At 41.5% G+C, this 17,018-nt stretch carries 14 protein-coding genes and 1 pseudogene; 11 read left to right on the top strand and 4 right to left on the bottom strand.

All coding sequences use genetic code 11. The features are described from left to right. Nucleotides 1–597, top strand: coding sequence for a DUF1349 domain-containing protein (locus MKX60_RS15165; protein ID WP_341060221.1), 597 nt, complete (start codon nt 1–3; stop codon nt 595–597). A gap of 235 nt (nt 598–832) precedes the next feature. Beyond that, nucleotides 833–991: pseudogene (locus MKX60_RS15170) on the top strand (HAD-IA family hydrolase); the annotation flags it as partial. 139 nt (nt 992–1,130) lie between these two features. Here MKX60_RS15170 and MKX60_RS15175 read toward each other — a convergent pair. After that, nucleotides 1,131–1,655 carry a CDP-alcohol phosphatidyltransferase family protein gene (locus tag MKX60_RS15175; protein WP_341060314.1) on the bottom strand — a complete coding sequence of 175 codons (525 nt, stop codon included), beginning with the start codon at nt 1,653–1,655 and terminating at the stop codon, nt 1,131–1,133. 183 nt (nt 1,656–1,838) lie between these two features. Between MKX60_RS15175 and MKX60_RS15180 the strand changes: the two genes are divergently transcribed. Then, on the top strand, nt 1,839–3,275 hold the full coding sequence (locus tag MKX60_RS15180; RefSeq protein ID WP_341060222.1) for an FAD-dependent oxidoreductase: 1,437 nt from the start codon (nt 1,839–1,841) through the stop codon (nt 3,273–3,275). 94 nt (nt 3,276–3,369) lie between these two features. Here MKX60_RS15180 and MKX60_RS15185 read toward each other — a convergent pair whose 3' ends face one another. The 3 genes from MKX60_RS15185 to MKX60_RS15195 form a co-directional block, all read right to left on the bottom strand. After that, nucleotides 3,370–5,049, bottom strand: a complete 1,680-nt coding sequence (locus MKX60_RS15185; RefSeq protein ID WP_076299279.1) for an ABC transporter substrate-binding protein — start codon at nt 5,047–5,049, stop codon at nt 3,370–3,372. Between the two features lie 105 nt (nt 5,050–5,154). Beyond that, nucleotides 5,155–6,765: a response regulator transcription factor gene (locus MKX60_RS15190; protein ID WP_076285370.1), complete on the bottom strand. Its 1,611-nt coding sequence runs from the start codon at nt 6,763–6,765 to the stop codon at nt 5,155–5,157. Nucleotides 6,766–6,769: 4 nt separating this feature from the next. Beyond that, complete coding sequence (locus MKX60_RS15195) at nt 6,770–8,581, bottom strand: sensor histidine kinase (protein ID WP_042189548.1); 1,812 nt, start codon at nt 8,579–8,581, stop codon at nt 6,770–6,772. A 155-nt stretch (nt 8,582–8,736) separates the two neighbouring features. Between MKX60_RS15195 and MKX60_RS15200 the strand changes: the two genes are divergently transcribed. The 8 genes from MKX60_RS15200 (at nt 8,737) to MKX60_RS15235 (ending at nt 17,008) form a co-directional block, all read left to right on the top strand. Next, a complete protein-coding gene (locus tag MKX60_RS15200) occupies nt 8,737–9,687 on the top strand; it encodes an ABC transporter permease (protein WP_042132288.1) in 951 nt (316 codons plus the stop codon). A gap of 15 nt (nt 9,688–9,702) precedes the next feature. Continuing rightward, nucleotides 9,703–10,575: a carbohydrate ABC transporter permease gene (locus MKX60_RS15205; protein WP_076285371.1), complete on the top strand. Its 873-nt coding sequence runs from the start codon at nt 9,703–9,705 to the stop codon at nt 10,573–10,575. Nucleotides 10,576–10,784: 209 nt separating this feature from the next. Continuing rightward, a complete protein-coding gene (locus MKX60_RS15210; protein WP_076285372.1) occupies nt 10,785–12,137 on the top strand; it encodes a sodium-dependent transporter in 1,353 nt (450 codons plus the stop codon). A 243-nt stretch (nt 12,138–12,380) separates the two neighbouring features. After that, on the top strand, nt 12,381–13,052 hold the full coding sequence (locus MKX60_RS15215; protein ID WP_042189543.1) for a GntR family transcriptional regulator: 672 nt from the start codon (nt 12,381–12,383) through the stop codon (nt 13,050–13,052). A 20-nt stretch (nt 13,053–13,072) separates the two neighbouring features. Then, nucleotides 13,073–14,233, top strand: a complete 1,161-nt coding sequence (locus tag MKX60_RS15220) for an amidohydrolase (protein WP_341060223.1) — start codon at nt 13,073–13,075, stop codon at nt 14,231–14,233. 46 nt (nt 14,234–14,279) lie between these two features. After that, complete coding sequence (locus tag MKX60_RS15225) at nt 14,280–15,323, top strand: methionine ABC transporter ATP-binding protein (RefSeq protein ID WP_341060224.1); 1,044 nt, start codon at nt 14,280–14,282, stop codon at nt 15,321–15,323. Further along, nucleotides 15,298–15,957 (top strand): methionine ABC transporter permease, encoded by a 660-nt coding sequence (locus MKX60_RS15230; protein ID WP_341060225.1) that lies wholly within the window; start codon nt 15,298–15,300, stop codon nt 15,955–15,957. Before MKX60_RS15225 ends, MKX60_RS15230 begins: the two co-directional genes overlap by 26 nt. 31 nt (nt 15,958–15,988) lie before the next feature. Continuing rightward, nucleotides 15,989–17,008, top strand: coding sequence for a uroporphyrinogen decarboxylase family protein (locus tag MKX60_RS15235; RefSeq protein WP_339242198.1), 1,020 nt, complete (start codon nt 15,989–15,991; stop codon nt 17,006–17,008). Nucleotides 17,009–17,018: the final 10 nt, after the last annotated feature.

A 17,018-nucleotide genomic window follows, 5' to 3' on the forward strand; every position in this document is an offset into this window, starting at 1 on the left:
ATGACTAATAACTTATTTGTAAAAGAGACAAGAGAACAACTGAGCTGGATGAATTGCCCCGAGCGTTGGGAGTTTACAGACTTAGATGAGCTTACAATAATTGCACCACCTAAATCGGATTTTTTCCAAGACCCGGCAGGTAAACATTTCGCAAGTTCAGCGCCATTCTTATCCATCCCTGTGGGTACTTCCTTTGAAATGACGACCAGAATTAGTGTCGATATGCGGCATAAATATGATTCAGGCTGCCTCATGTTTATGCTGGACCATTATAACTGGGCCAAAATTTGCTTTGAGTTTGACGGACAGTATCCCATAATCGTGTCTGTGGTGACAAGGGAAGGGATGTCAGATGATTGTAACTCCGTACAAGTTGCTGTAGACAATCCGTATTTGCGTATTACCAAACAAAATCATTGTGTTACCTTCTCCTATTCAGAGGACGGAGCGAATTGGACACTGATCCGATATTTTGGAATGAAGGAAGGTGCTGAATGCGTAGCAGGTGTTGTCGCACAATCTCCCCAAGGTGAAGGCTGCTCAGTGAAATTCGACTATTTGAGTTTGTCGGAATCGAAGGGGGAAAGCCGCTTCTAACCAATCCAATGAAGCGAGGGATTCTATGAAAGCAGTTATCTGACTTTGATGGTTTAGTGCTTGATACGGAAACGCCATGGTATTACGTATTCAAAGAAGCTTATTTTGCGTACGGACTGGACTTGCCGTTGTTGCTTTGGGCACGGAATGTGGGCACAAACTTTGAAGAGTTCCGCTATTTGATGCAGGAGTTACATCTGATGATGTCAAATGTGTAAAGCTAGACCCGGAACTATATAAGCCGGCGATGCAGCAATTAGGCGTAAGCCCAAACGAAACCATCGCGTTCGAAGATTCACCTAATGGCTTGAAAGCAGCCAATGCTACAGGAATTCGTTGTATTATTGTTCCGAATGAAGTGACTAGAGAGCTGGACTTTCCACCTTATGAATGAAGAGTTGAATCTCTCCTAGAATTTGATTTTGGGCAATTGTTGTTGGAGGGTGAGCTACTCGATCTGGCATAAGGAAGTAAAAATAGGAGTTTAAATCAAGAGGTAACTCCTTGGAGTTATCTCTTTTTTGAGTAGAAAATCAATTCCTAATAAACAATCCTTTTCGGTCCACCTGCAATTCTTTTGATGTGATTTGGAGGATGAATTCCTCCACAGCAGATAAGGTTGCAATGATACATACAAAGACAGTCCAAATGGTGGAATGAATGAAGGAAAGCCATAGAGGAGTAACAAATAAGAGGAACCCGGTGAACTTATTGCCATAGGTGTGAGTGCTTGCGTAAGTTTTGAATCTGCGAAGGGCAATCCCAATTGATGTTATACGGATGCCCCCAATCAAGAAGATCCACAAGATGATTACATGCGTAAGTCCGAGAAACGGATACAATGTAAATAAAGAGACAGCTATCAGTATTGTGTCGGCTAAAGAATCTAGCTTTGCACCAAGACTACTTGTTGTGTTCGTCTTTCTAGCAATAGGTCCATCTATCAGATCGGTGATCCCACAAAGGACATAAATTACGAGGAAGACCGAACTTAGCGGCTTGAAGAATAACAGCATTATTGCCAAAATGATTCTGCTAAGCGTGATATAGTTAGGCACAAGCTTCAACTTCAACCCCACCTTTATTCATGACCTCATTTTATTCTATTTTACCAGAGGGAATCATGCATATGCTTTCGATTATCTACTTTTTTAAAACACCGAGTAAGCTCATTAAAACAAATGAAGAAGCCGATAGATAATGGGATGCTTTCAATAAAAAACAGGGAGAATTATTATAAGATGCTAAAAGAGAGAAAAAAAGGTTATTTTGTATTTGGTCTTCTGATTATGGCATTTTTTATGGCTTTTGGAAGCTTAGATCCACAAGTAGCGGTAGCTCAGACAAGCGTTCCAACTACAGCAGCAAGTTATGATGTTGTTGTCATTGGCAGCGAGATTCAAGGTGTTTTACTGGCCAGAGAGGCCAAGAACTTGGGTTTAAAAGTGATGATTTTAGATCCTCGAAGTAAGCCAGGCGGTGAATTGATTCAAGGGCAGATGTTTTTTCTGGATGATGTGAACGACAATAAGAAGCGAAGTCTCGTGCAAGGGGAGATTAAAAATCTGTTCACAGCTTATAAGGCTGGATCTATACGTAAAAAGGAAGATTTCGAGAAATATTTCAACAAAGTAATTAAAGGGATTCCTTTAAAAAGTGGAATTGTCATTGATGCCGTTGCTACTGTTCCATCAAATAAAGATAAGGCACTAAAGACTCTTACATATCATACAAAGGATGGCACCCAAACTACTATACAGTCTAAATACTGGGTTGAAAATACAGATTTTAATGCGCTTAGCAGCCACTTGCAGGTTAAACGAATTCCAGGTATGGAGAGCATTTATAAGGGGAAACAAGCGGATTATATGGCGGCCACTTATATGTTGAATTTCAAAAATGTAGACTGGAACCGACTGCATCAAGCCATTCTGGAAGATTATCCATTAACAAATGTTCGTAACAAATATGGCCCTAACACCTACGTCGATTGGAATTTCGCCACAGGGTTCAGCAATATTACCAATAAGTACAAAGCGGATAACAGTGATCTTAAGCTTCGTGGACTGAATGCAACGTACCAGAAAAATGGACAGGTTATTATAAACGGACTCCTTATTTATAACGTGAATCCTGCTGATCCGAAGTCTGTTCAATCTGCGATTACAAAGGCTCGAGCCGCAGCCCCTAGTATATTAGCTTTTTTACGCAGCAATATACCTGGATTCTCTAAAGCAGAGCTTAATGGATTTCCTGAGTATCTTTATATTCGCGATTATAACCGTCATGAGACTAATTATGTGCTTGAATATTCTGATCTAATGAATGGGACGATGTTCTGGGATAATGTCAGTATTGGCGGTTATTCCATCGATCTTCAAGGAACTAAAACGATTCCTACCGGAATTGGCTTTGGTAAACCGGACCGTTATGGATTGCCTTTACGCTCTTTTGAATTGAAATCGTATGACAATGTTCTAGTAGTAGGAAAAAATGTAGGAGCTAATATTAAGGCTTACGGTAGCGCCCGTATCATGCCAACGACAGCTCTGGCGGCACAGACCATCGGGATTATCCTTGGTAAGGAGAGTAAGCGATTAGCGGATCTAAATCCTGCTGATTTTGAGCGGATTCATAAATATCTGGAAAAGGATTATAAGATTATACTGAAGAAATAAATGTAGATTAGAGATTGAAAGTTAATACGGTTTATACAAAAATAAGCCGGAGCGAATGAATCACGCTCCGGCTTGTTTCTATATTTGTTAAAGCTTATTGCGCGGAAACAGACTTGAACCATTCGTTAACTTCTTTAGTGATTTGGTCACCGCCATTGGATTTCCAATTGGCAACGAATTGGTCAAAGGAATCTACTGGCAGTTTGCCGTAAATAATTTTGTTGAAAGTTTCCATTTCGGACTGACGAAGCAGGTTCCATTTGGAAACCATCGTTGGTGTAGCAGCACCAGTAAAGTAGTTTTGTTTACGAACGTCTAGTTGTGACATAACCACTTTTCCTGCCGCCCAGTTTTCTGGTTTACGGAACTCTGCCATTTGTTTTTCATAAGGTGTTACAGGTGTCTCGCCGTCAGCAAGTTTAACCAAAGTCTTCATAAACAGATCAGGAATACGGGCCGGACCTGTTAAGAATGGGAACTCATTGGAGAAGTCTTTAATCTTGTCTTTATCACTTGTTGGTTCTCCATCAATCATATCCCAGTCGTAACCTTTAGCAAAGCCATATTCATATTGACTGCCTGCAGCAGGGTTAGCTAAGTTATCAAGCAAGTAGTTATAGTACAAGAAAATAGCTTCTGGGTGCTTAGCATCCTTGTTAATCATGATACTAGCATTTACACCGGAATTCTGCCATTTGGTTCCAATCAAACCATCTGGTCCTGCTGGAACCGGATAACCTTTAATCTTCGCTCCAGGTACATTCTTCATAAGATCGGGAGCTGGCCAGTCTGGAACCCAGTTGGCGCCTGGCAGAATACCAGCTGCACCTTTCGTGAAGCTCTCAGCGGATTTACCTTCATCCCAAAGGGCGGAGTCCGTGTGAATATATCCTTTATCCATCCATTCGCTAAGCTTTGCGAGTGCTTGCTTAGCACCTGGGTTAATGGAACCATATTCAAGATTGCCATCTTTATCTTTGTTCCATTGTTCCTCAATTGTACCGTATGCCCCGAATAACCAGTCTAGTTGGCCCATCCAGGTATTTGTGTTGTTTTTCAAAGAAATTGCAAGCGGGTACACATCTTTAGGCGCTAAGCCATCAGGGTTTTCGTTCTTAAATTTGTCCATGATGTTCTCAAGATCGGCGATGGTCTTAGGCGCTTCCAGCTTCAGCTTTTCCATCCAATCTTCACGTAACCACAAGAGCGTATCATCATTGTCGGTATATTCAAGGATCGGCAGATTATATTTCTTACCGTCTTTAGTGAATGGGTACCAAAGTTCTGGATGTGCTGCAACGTGATCTTTTAAAATTTTGTTTGCATACTTATCAAACAACTCATCGATAGCGATGAACTGACCGGAATCAATAAGCTGATTGGTCAATACTGCGTTAGTTGGTGCAAAAACGAAATCAGGAAGCTTTTCGCCGGAAGCAATGGCAAGTTGAAGCTTTTGTCTGTATTGATCGTCATTTGCAGGATACCAAGTATCTTTATGCTTCATACCCAATGTTTCAAGCATCCAGCGATCGTGAACGTTGTTTTCTTTGGTATCACCTTGAACATACTTCTTAGGCATCAATACGGCACTGAACTCGATCGGTGGATCGTATTTGCCTTTTGCGAAAGCAGCATCTGCTTCGGATTGGGTATTATTGGTAGCGTTACCATTTTTGGCATTCTCATTAGATGTGCCGCTACTGCCACATGCTGTGAGAGTGATAAGTGCTGTGACCGTGAGAAGCGACCACATTTTCTTGAACTTGATCATTCTTCAATTCCCCCTACTGTGTATGATCTTTACAAGTGTAACTTTAACAACTTGTCGGGGATGTCATCTATATGAGATTTTTAGTTTCGATAGGACTCTATCATGTTATTTGTTAGTATCTCTATATTCCTGCGGCGTTACCCCAAACTGCCGTTTGAATACTTTGATAAAATAAGCAGGGTCCATATATCCAATTTCCATGCTGATTTCATAGACTTTTTTATTGGTGGTCTTCAGCTTATGACAGGCACGATCCATCCGCAAGCGCGAGATATAATCGCTAATGCCTTCACCTGTTTCAATCTTATAAATTTTTGATAAATGGGTCGGATGGAGATTTACATGGTCAGCCAGAACACGTAATGATACATCATCATGCAAGTTCTTATCCGTATAATCTTGAATTTTCTTTACATACTCGGAACGTATGTCTTTGATTTCGTTGGATGTGCCTTCTTTTAGATTGGCTAGAACACTTAGCGACCATTTTCTTAGTTTACTAATGCTGGTAAAAGCATCCCCACTTTGCAACGCTTCTATATCGGTCCCCATTAAGTTTGCTAGCGTATGACCATTGCGATGTGCAAGATTCGTGAAAGAAGCAGTAATTAAAAAGCCAGCCTCCATGCAATGCTCCCAGGATTCAGACCATTTCTCATCCAGTTCCGCACAGACGGCAAGCAATTTCTCTTCGGCCGCATCCCAATGTCCACTCTCCAGTAGATGAATCAAAGAGGGTGGGGTATAAAGAGCGTCTAAAGGTCCTTGTGCTGAGGGAAGCCCCAAGTCACTGACCCGCATAATGAATTCTCGCTCATCTCCGACAATTTGGCGGAAAGAGGAGGAGGCCTGATGAAAACGATTCGACAACTGCTCAGGAAACTTGAACCACTCCGTGATTACAATGGATAGTGAGCCTTTCAGAAATTGCTTGACCTTATATTGAAGTTGTAAAGAAAGCTTCTCTAATATGGATTCTTTTCCAAGGTCAGTTCCTTGTTCTTTAAGCTGGAGCAGAAACACAAGATATCCATGTTCCTCTTTAACGCCCCAGACTTCCATAAATTCTCCCATAATCTCTTCAGCCATATTAATAATCGCATATTCAATCAAGGTTTGATCGGTATTATCAAATTCTCTGAATTCTTCTTCCATTCGTACCAGCATCAATGCGGATTCTCCGGATTGGAAGGGCAGATCGTAACTCACGAGCTTCCGTTCCCATTCACCGGCTTGAAAACGATGACCTTGTAAAGCATCCAGTAGCAAGCGCCCCCGTAAAACAGGGAGGTTCTCCCGGAGGGTAAACTGGGTTCGTTTAAGAGAACTTATAAGCTCCCATTCAGCATTCAATTGATTGATCGCATTTTTGACTGCTCCGAGTAATTCATCATCAGTCGGCGGTTTAAGCAAGTAATCCACGGTCTTGTTCTGAAGTGCTTTTTTGGCATAATCGAATTCTGAATGGCCGGATAATATAATACATTTAATTTTTTTGTTATGTTTTCTTATCCGCTCTATCAATTCGATTCCCGTCATTTCTGGCATTTGAATATCTGAGATTACTATATCAATGGGATGCGTATCGATAATTTGTAGCGCTTCACGTGCGGAATAAGCTTTATGCACATGTTCAATTCCTAGCGTATGCCAGGGTTTAGTCATGGAAAGATTATCTACCCAGTGTGCTTCGTCGTCTACTATGATCATCTGCATGTTGTTAGTCTCCTTGATGTTCCTTTAATTTATAACTATCATCCTCAGTTGGGATTTCCCAGATAATTTCTGTTCGGAATCCACCGAGAGGGGATGGCTTGAAGGTAAGACTTGAATGATTGCCGAACAGGTGAATGATCCGCTGATTTGTATTCCAAAGACCACAACCCATTTCCTCCTGCAAAGGCTCCTGCATTTTACGGTTTAATGCTTCTAGCTGATCCGGATTCAGGCCAGGACCATCGTCATCGATATAAATTCTACAGAAGCCGTTTGACTTCTCACCACTAATCTTGATCTCACCTGATGAATAGGACTTCGCTACTCCATGAATCACAGAATTCTCCACCATAGGTTGAAGCATTAGGCGAGGTACAGATTGGCTAAGCATATCCTCAGGAATATCAATATGATAATCAATTCTGCCATTACGCAGTTTCTGGATATCTAAATAGTTGACTAAGAGCTTGATTTCTTCCTCCAAAGAAGCCGTCTCCCGTTCCATCCGGGTGGTATAACGATAGTAAGCACTTAGATTATAAGCCATTGAGACGACAGCGTCCTCATCTTTCATCTGGGCCATATTGATAATATAACCAAGACAGTTATAGAGAAAATGCGGGTTAATTTGTGCTTGGAGCTGCTTCAGGGTAGCTTCTCGAGCACGGATCTTTTCATTAAATACATTTTCTATCAGGTCTTGAATTTGATGGGACATATCGTTAAAACGACGGAACAGAAACGAAAACTCATTTTGCTCATTGCTATGAAGCCGTACGGAGTAATCACCTTGCTGTACGCGCTGTAAACCACTGACTAGTTTTTTAATCGGATATTGAACGTTTCTATACAGCAGAATGGAAGAGGATACTCCCACAACAAACAGCAGAATCATTGTGATATAGAATAAATCTCGACTAAGAGAAATCGGTTTGAGAATTTGATAAAGGGGGACAACATCTACTAAATGCCAATCCAAAGAGGCTGATTTCACAGAACTGACCAAATAGTTCTTCCCATTTAGTTTCACTACATCCTGAGTTGTATTCTCCGGAGAGTGATTATCCAGGTAATTAACTAGTTCGTCGGATAGCTGCTTGTCCGCGCTACGGTTGAGGATCGGTTTCTCCCCTTTGTGATAGAAGAACGGATCGCCTTGCCCACCTGCTTTGTACGAATCGAGCATGTTCTGAATGTTCGTATAACTGAAGCTGGCTTCAATGACTAGGCTACTTCCTGTTAACGTCCCCGGCTGAGCTAAGGAATCCGTTAAGAACCAGTAAAAGGATTTTAAATCGCCTTGAGATTCCACACCATGATCACCATACGTCCATCTTCCGCTCATATTTGCTTTTAAATAATCCTCATCATACCCGATGGGTCTGTCGTAATTGGCGATGACATCTTTATTCTGCTGTGAATGAACGGCGTATCTGGTCGGCCAAATATCTGTAACCCCAGCTTGAAGCACCATCTTTTCCTGGAGGATATATCTGGTCTGCATCTGATCATATCGATCTTCCCATACATTTAGTCCATTGAATGCCCTGACATTGGGATCTCTTGAAAGAATAAGGGTGAAGTCCATCATCTGATTAATTCGAGAATCGATCTGATTGGATAAAAAAGTGAGTTGTTTCGTATTGGACGTCTGCAACTCTTTGCCTACAACCTCGAAGGTGACGTTATTTGAAAAGGTATACATGATAATGATGGGAATGAATAGGAGTATGATCAAGCTGTTTATTTTGGCAAACAGACTAAATCGAGATTGTAAGTTTCCTCTAAGTATTGTAAAGCGCTTCCATAAATTCATAAATGCCCCTCCAGATGTTGTCCTAATAAAACCCTATCAAGCCTAACAATGTTATATAGTCAAACCTGAGAAACGCCTGATACTATTTATAGCAGAGATCCCCATCACACACAAAATATTTTTTTTGGGAACAGGAGAGAGCTATGGAGGCTAATATGGAGGTTAACTCGATACCACAGGCGAGCCTAGAAAGTCAGCCGAGTAAAAAAAGAAAAAAAGGCTTTAATCAACCATGGATTCTCCATTTTATGGTGTTGCCAGCGGCAATCATGGTTTTTATTTTTTCTTATATTCCGATGTCCGGAATTCTTATGGCATTTCAAGACTATAAACCTGCACTAGGTTTTTTTGATTCCGAGTGGGTCGGACTTAAGCATTTCAGGTACATGTGGGAGAATGATTATTTCCTGTCCATTACGTGGAATACGTTATTTTTTGCTTGCTCCAAAATTGTTTTGAACTTGATTATTCCGTTTATCTTCGCCTTATTGCTTAATGAGGTAAGAAGAATGGGCCTTAAAAGAACTATTCAAACACTCGTTTATCTTCCGCACTTTCTGTCTTGGGTTACACTTTCAGGGATTCTCATTGATATCCTTGCTCAGACAGGTATTGTCAATCAATTCCTCACATCTGTATTTGGCATCAAGCCGATTTTCTTCCTAGGAGACGGCAACTGGTTCAGGTTCACTATCATTGCTAGTGATGTTTGGAAAGAGTTTGGTTTCAATACGATTATCTTTTTAGCGGCACTTTCGGGTATCAATCCATCACTTTATGAAGCTGCTGAAGTGGATGGGGCGGGGCGTTGGAAACAAACGATGTATATCACAATTCCTGCGTTAATCCCAATCGCTATCGTAATCGCCACCTTGGCACTGGGTAATGTGCTCAACGCAAACTTTGACCAGATCTTTAACTTGTACAGTCCATTGATCTATCAGCAGGGAGATATCATTGATACCTTCGTGTATAGAGAAGGTCTACTAAGCGGACAGTTCAGTTTCGCAACCGCAGTTAATCTATTCAAATCGTTAATTAGCTTAGTCTTAATCGTAGTCTCTTACCGACTTGCTTATAGATTTGCAGGGTACAGAATTTTCTAGAAAGGATGACAACTGATGTACCATAAAACAATTCCATATCGAATATTCAGTATAATCAATAATGTGTGCTTGACTATCCTTTCCGTGCTCTGCCTGCTACCTTTGTACCACTTACTCATGGTATCTCTTAGTGCATCCGCACCTGCTAATGCTGGATTAGTCACATTCTGGCCGATTGGCTTTACCTTTGAAGCCTATGCAAAGACGTTTAATAATGTCAATTTCCTTAATTCCTTGTGGGTGTCTGTGGAACGGACAATACTCGGAACAGGACTTGCGCTGGTGGTGAATACGGTTGCAGCTTATGCGCTGTCTAAGGAAACAAGAGTCTTTCGTGCTAGAAACGTCTATCTTTGGTATTTTGTTGTCACCATGCTGTTCAGCGGTGGTCTGATACCGGGTTACATTCTAATTCTGAAGCTTGGTCTTATGAATTCATTGATGGCACTTATTCTTCCTGGATTAGTTGCTGTATTTAACATCATTTTACTTCTGAATTTCTTCCGTACCGTACCTAAAGATCTTGAGGAAGCAGCTTTTATTGATGGGGCAGGACACTTTCAGACCTTTGTGAAAATATATTTACCGGTCTCCTTACCTGTTATTGCAACCGTCTCTCTATTCCTTATGGTAGGACACTGGAACGCTTATTTTGACGGTATTATTTATATCAGAGATGCAGACAAGCTTCCGCTAGCGACGTTTATGCAGACGATTATCGTTCAAGCAGATATGTCTAAGCTTGATCCGGCAGCCGTTGCTAATTTATCACAACGAACCATCCGGGCCTCGCAGATTTTTATAAGTGCTTTGCCAATTCTATTGGTTTATCCTTTCCTGCAACGTTTCTTTGTAACTGGGATTGTGGTAGGTGCTGTAAAAGAATAATCTCTTTTTAGAAAAAGAGTTTGAAGAAGGAGCTACGGTTCTAGTCCAAGACTAGAACCGTAGCTCTTTTTTTATTTAGATGGATTTCATGGCTAAACTGGATAATTATTGAAAACAATAAAAATATTCAGAAAATTTTCATATGACGATCAAGCTAACATAGGCTATAATGAGGTCTAAAAAAGAAAAAAAGAAAACGGGGCATAAGAATGAATCAATTTAAAGGTGAAAAAAATCTTCTCACAGAGAAGAAGGAGCGGTTCTCTTCCGCCGGCTTTATTTTCGCAGCTATCGGGAGCTCAGTAGGACTGGGGAACATGTGGAAATTTCCTTATATCACTGGGGAAAATGGGGGAGCGGCTTTCTTCCTTCTTTTCATTGTATGTTTAGTGTTGATCGGTTTACCCGTATTGTTGGCAGAGTTGGCCATCGGTCGTAGCGGACGTGGAAGCGCGGCTACTGCATTTGTACGAGCCGGAGGCGGGAAGAACTGGATGGCAGTCGGATTTCTGCAAGTCCTTGCACCATTTTTAATTCTTTCCTTTTATATCATTGTTGCAGGATGGACGTTGAACTACGCAATGATTGCCTTCAATGGACAATTGTTCAGTTCCAGTAATTATGCAGGTGAATTCAGCTCCTTTATATCTGGACCTATGCCAATTGTTTGGCAGGGGATAGCAATCCTTATAACGGCGGGTGTTGTTATTCTTGGAGTATCAGGCGGGATCGAGAAATTTAATAAGGTATTGATTCCTGGTCTGGTTGTTCTCCTAATTGTATTGATGATTCGTGCGGTTACCTTACCAGGTGCAAACGAAGGAGTAGCCTTTTTCCTAAAACCAGACTTTTCGGTGCTGACGGCGGAATCTGCGCTAGTCGCATTGGGACATGCTTTCTTTTCATTGTCGCTTGGGATGGGAATTCTCCTGACTTACGGCTCTTATGTGGATAAAAAACAATCGCTAGGAACTGCTGCACTCGCAGTCGGGGCAGGAGATTTGTTATATGCGTTTATCGCAGGATTGATTATTTTTCCGACGACATTCTCATTTGGCATTGCTCCTGATCAAGGTCCTTCGCTAATTTTCATTGCTTTGCCAGCAGCTTTCTCAGCAATGCCATTTGGTGCATTCTTTGGTGGTTTGTTCTTTATCTTGCTGGCGATTGCCGCTTTAACTTCTGCCGTATCTCTGCTTGAGGTGCCTGTATCTTTCGCGATGGAGCGCTGGAATTGGAGCCGGAAACGTTCAGTTTGGATTTTGTCATTAGTATGTTTCCTCCTCAGTATTCCTTCGGCGATGTCACTGGGAATGGTCCCTGAGCTATCGTTTGGCGGCAAAGCGTTGTTCGATTGGGTGGATTTTGTAACTTCTAACATTATGTTGCCACTAGGCGGTCTGTTGGTTACCATCTTTGCCGGTTATTTCTGGAAAGGGGCAGCAGAAGCGGCTGGGCTTAAGGCAGGTTGGTTCCGCGTTTGGTTATTTATGCTCCGGTATGTTGCGCCGATTCTGGTGTTCTTGGTATTGCTTCATACTTCAGGGATTATTAAATTTTAATTTAATTCAATTTCTAAAAAATCATCAAAAAAAGCTCTACGACCCTTGTGGTTGTAGAGTTTTTTTTGATATTGAAGATAAATACATTATTCCTCTAAATCCTACTTGACTAGGTGGATTAATTGGAATATAGTATAAAAAAAGATTGAACGAATCAATTCAAAACTAATAATTGTATACAATTATACAAATATATTGTTGAGGCTCTTGCCCGACAGATTATCGATGAGGAGCTACATAAATATGGCGATACGATCACGGAGGTTGTCAAAGGATAATACCTATGATGCATTAAAACAAAAAATTATTGATAGTGAATTAGAGCCGAATCAACCTGTACATGAAGAAAATTTGGCAGCGTTACTAGGGGTTAGTCGTACTCCACTAAGAGAGGCAATACAGAGATTGGAGAACGAGGATTTTCTCATTCGACAGCCAAATGGAAGACTGCGGGTGGCTTCTGTGACACTCAAAGAGGTTGAAGAAATATTCCAAATTCGCAGCATGCTTGAAGGCTATATCGCAAGAAATGCAGCTAAGCATGCTACAGAGAACGATATTGTTAATTTAACGACGATGATTACAAAAATGAAACACTCCTTCCAACTTGGCGACAATCAGAATTTTGTAACCTATGGATTTGAGTTCCATGATTATTTATCAGAAATCAGTGAACTAAAAACATTCGAGAAAGTTCTGAATCAATTAAGAGATCATTCCCTTCGCTATTGTCGATTCGTCTCCATGCATGGAGATTGGAATACACAGGCGGATGAAGAACATGATCTTATCTTGCAAATGATCGCTGACCACAATGAAGATGGCGCTGAAAAAGCAATGCGAGATCATATTTTAAGCAGTCTAGCTACTGCACTTGACCGGATTAAAGGTATTGAAGAAAAGTTGGAAGCATAAAGAAAGGGGAGCACTTTACTATGAATATACTTAATGAGGTTGATCAAGCATTAGCGAATCAATTAATTGATGTTCGTAGAAACCTACATAGAGAGCCTGAATTAGCTTATGAAGAATTTAAGACCACAGAGAAATTACGGGAATGGCTGACCCATGCCAATATTCATATTCTAGACCTTCCTTTACAAACCGGACTTATCGCAGAGATCGGACAAGGTAATGGACCTGTTGTAGCTATTCGCTGTGATATTGATGCACTTCCGATAGAGGAACAGACCGGATTACCTTTTGCTTCTGAGATTCCTGGAAAAATGCATGCTTGTGGGCACGATTTTCACACGGCTACGATTCTAGGAGCTGCCTTATTGTTAAAGGCACGTGAAAGTGAATTGCCTGGCAAGGTTAGAGTATTGTTCCAACCAGCAGAAGAAACAGGGCATGGAGCGGAGAGTGTCTTAGCATCAGGAGGACTCAAGGGTGTTGAAGCTATATTCGGTTTACATAATTCACCAGACCTGCCTACAGGAGCTTTTGGAACAAGAACAGGAGCTTTAACAGCAGGTGTTGATCGGTTTGAAATTACGATAAAAGGTGTCGGCGCTCATGCTGCTTATCCTGAAAAAGGTGTGGATTCCATAGTCACTGCGGCTCAGATCATTACCTCGCTACAAACCATCGTAAGCCGCCAAAACAGTACTACAGAACCGGTGGTGTTAAGTGTCACCAGAATTAATGGGGGCTTCACATGGAATGTCCTGCCGGAAAAAGTGGAATTAGAAGGTACGGTGCGAACTTACAATGAAGAGATCCGTCACCAAATTCCAGTCCAAATGACTCGAATTATTGAAGGGATTGCTGCAGCTGCTGGAGCAGAGGCTAAGCTACATTGGTATCCAGGACCACCAGCAACGATTAATCATGGCGAATGGGCTGACTTTACCAAAGAGGTCGCTTCAGATGCCGGATATATAGTACATGATATCCCTCCGCAAATGGGAGGAGAAGATTTCTCTTTTTATTTACAACAGATACCGGGTGCTTTTGTAAATATAGGATCAGGCCCAGCCTATGCTTTACATCACCCTCAGTTCGATGTGGATGAAGCTGCGATTTTACCCGCTGCGAAGTACTTCGCTTTATTGGCAGAACAAGCGCTGGTGAAGCTACAAGTCAAAGCTTAATTAATCTCCTAGACCTAAATCCTAAAGATGATTGAGAGGAATGTATATGATTGAACTAAAACAGGTTTCCAAAACGTTCACTCGGAAAGGAATCACGATTGATGCGCTTAAAGGGATCGATTTAAAGGTCGATAAAGGCGATATCTTTGGCGTTATCGGCTATAGTGGTGCGGGGAAAAGTACATTAATTCGTTTAGTCAATTATTTGGAAAGACCTACAGAAGGACAGGTCTTCGTTGCTGGGCGTGATTTAGGAACGTATAACGATAAAGAGTTACGGGCGGCTAAGAAGAATATCGGCATGATTTTTCAACATTTTAATCTATTAGAATCTAAAAAAGTATTTGATAATGTAGCGATTCCTCTAGTTCTCTTAAAAAAGAATAAGAATGAAATCCGCCAGCGTGTACAAGAGTTGCTAGAGTTTGTTGGATTAAGTGACAAAGCAGGGAGTTACCCTAGTGAATTGTCAGGTGGACAGAAGCAGCGGGTCGGGATTGCCAGAGCGCTTGCCTCGAATCCATCCATCCTATTATGTGATGAAGCGACTTCTGCCTTAGATCCACAGACAACACATTCTATTTTACAGCTATTAAAAAAAATCAATGCAGAGTACAACATTACTGTGATGATCATTACACATGAAATGTCTGTCATTCAAGAGATTTGCAACAAGGTGGCGGTGATGGAAGAGGGCCGAATTATTGAGCAAGGAAGCGTTCTAGATGTATTCGGTAGTCCGAAGCATAAGACGACACAGAATTTTGTGAAGACGGTTATTCAAAATAGCATTACGCCAAGCGTCCAAAAATCCATCAAAACAGAACCCGGAAGTGTCCTTTATAAACTTAATTTTGTTGGAGAAAGCGCCTCTGAGCCTATCCTGTTCGAGATGATTCGATCCTTCGATATGAAGGTCAATATTTTATTTGCGAACACGACCGAGATTCAGGAAACGACACTGGGTACAGTAATTATTCAATGCAGTGGAGATACAGCTGAGATTAACAATGCGTTTTCTTTCTTAAAACGTCATGGAGTCGGTGTAGAGGAGGTAGAATCTAATGTTTTCGACCACATTAACAGGTGATCAATTTCTGCAGGCGATTATTGAAACGATTCAGATGGTTGGCGTCTCCTTGTTTGTTGGCTCTTTGATAGGGATACCCTTTGGGATATTGCTTGTAATCACTCGTCCTGGTGGGGTTTTGGAGAACAAAGCACTTTACGCCGTACTAAATCCGATCATCAACATTATACGCTCTCTGCCTTTTATTATTTTACTTGTAGCGATTGTACCTTTCACTCGTTTGATTGTTCATACTTCGATTGGGACAAGCGCAGCGATCGTACCTTTAATTATCTATATCGCACCTTATATTGGACGTTTGGTAGAGAACTCCTTGCTTGAAGTAAACCCGGGAATTCTTGAAGCTGCTGAAGCGATGGGGGCTACGCCATTTCAAGTGATTTGGTACTTTTTGTTGCCAGAGGCGGTTGGATCATTAATTCTGTCTTTGACAACGGCGACGATCGGGTTGATCGGTGCAACTGCAATGGCTGGAACGGTAGGGGGCGGCGGTGTCGGCGACTTGGCGATTGTATATGGGTACCAACGTTTTGATACGGTTGTCGTGGTAGCCACTGTTGTTATTCTCATTATTTTAGTGCAAGGCATTCAATCTTTAGGCAACACGCTAGCAAGAAAAATTCGCCGTTATTAGTCATTACATATTCCGGGAGGGAGTTTGGCAGATGAGTGAATGGAGCAAGCAAGATCGATTTAAAGCGATATTATCTGGAGAAAAGGCAGATCGCCCAATTGTAAGTGGTTGGCGGCATTTTATCGACAAAGAACAAACTGCAGATGATTTAGCGCAAACTACGATTTCTTTTACGAAACAATATGATTGGGACTGGGTCAAGATCAATCCTAGAGCAACTTATTTGGCGGAAGCTTGGGGCAATCAATATGATTTTACGGATTATCAGACTGTATTTCCAAGGCAGCAAACAACAGCAATTCCATCAGCGGTTAATCTATGGGATATCGAAGTTAAAAAGGCGGTGCATACAGCTTCCTTGGCAGAACACTTAGAGAGTGTTAGAAAAATTCGTCAAGGACTACCTGATACCCCACTAATCCAAACGGTATTCTCTCCATTGACTGTATTGCTATTTATTGTAGGACGTTCTGCTTATGTTACAAAAACAGTGTTTGGCATTGAGCATCCGGTAACTTTGGAGTCGTTATTTAAGGAGCATCGTGCGGCAGCGCACCATGCGTTACATGCGATTTCATTAACCTTAGCCGATTATGTACAAGAGCTGCAGCAAGTGGGTTCTGACGGTTTGTTCTACGCTGTGACAGGCACCGCTCACCCAGGATTATTTGATGAAGCCATGTTTGACGAGTTCTCCAGACCTTATGACTCTATTGTCTTAGAAGCTGCAAGCTACGGCAAAAACATTCTTCATACTTGTGGGGCTTATGCCCAGCCTGAGAAATTTAATGATTATCGAATTGATGGGATCAGCTGGGATACTGTAGCCGAGGGGAACCCTGGTTTAGAGGCGGATCTTAAAGCTACTAAAGTAGGTGGCGTCGATCATGGGCTGTTCGCTGTAAACGATATCGCACAAATTAAGCAGCAGGCTAAAGAAGCACTGACATTAATGAAAGACCAGCCTTTTATTCTTTCTCCAAATTGCGCTATCCCACTTAATGTGACGGATGAGGCGTTAGCACAACTAAAACAATCTATATTTGAATAGGAGATGAAGT

The sequence above is a fragment of the Paenibacillus sp. FSL R5-0914 genome, from assembly GCF_038004525.1.
In the GTDB taxonomy this organism is placed as follows: Bacteria; Bacillota; Bacilli; order Paenibacillales; family Paenibacillaceae; genus Paenibacillus_AQ.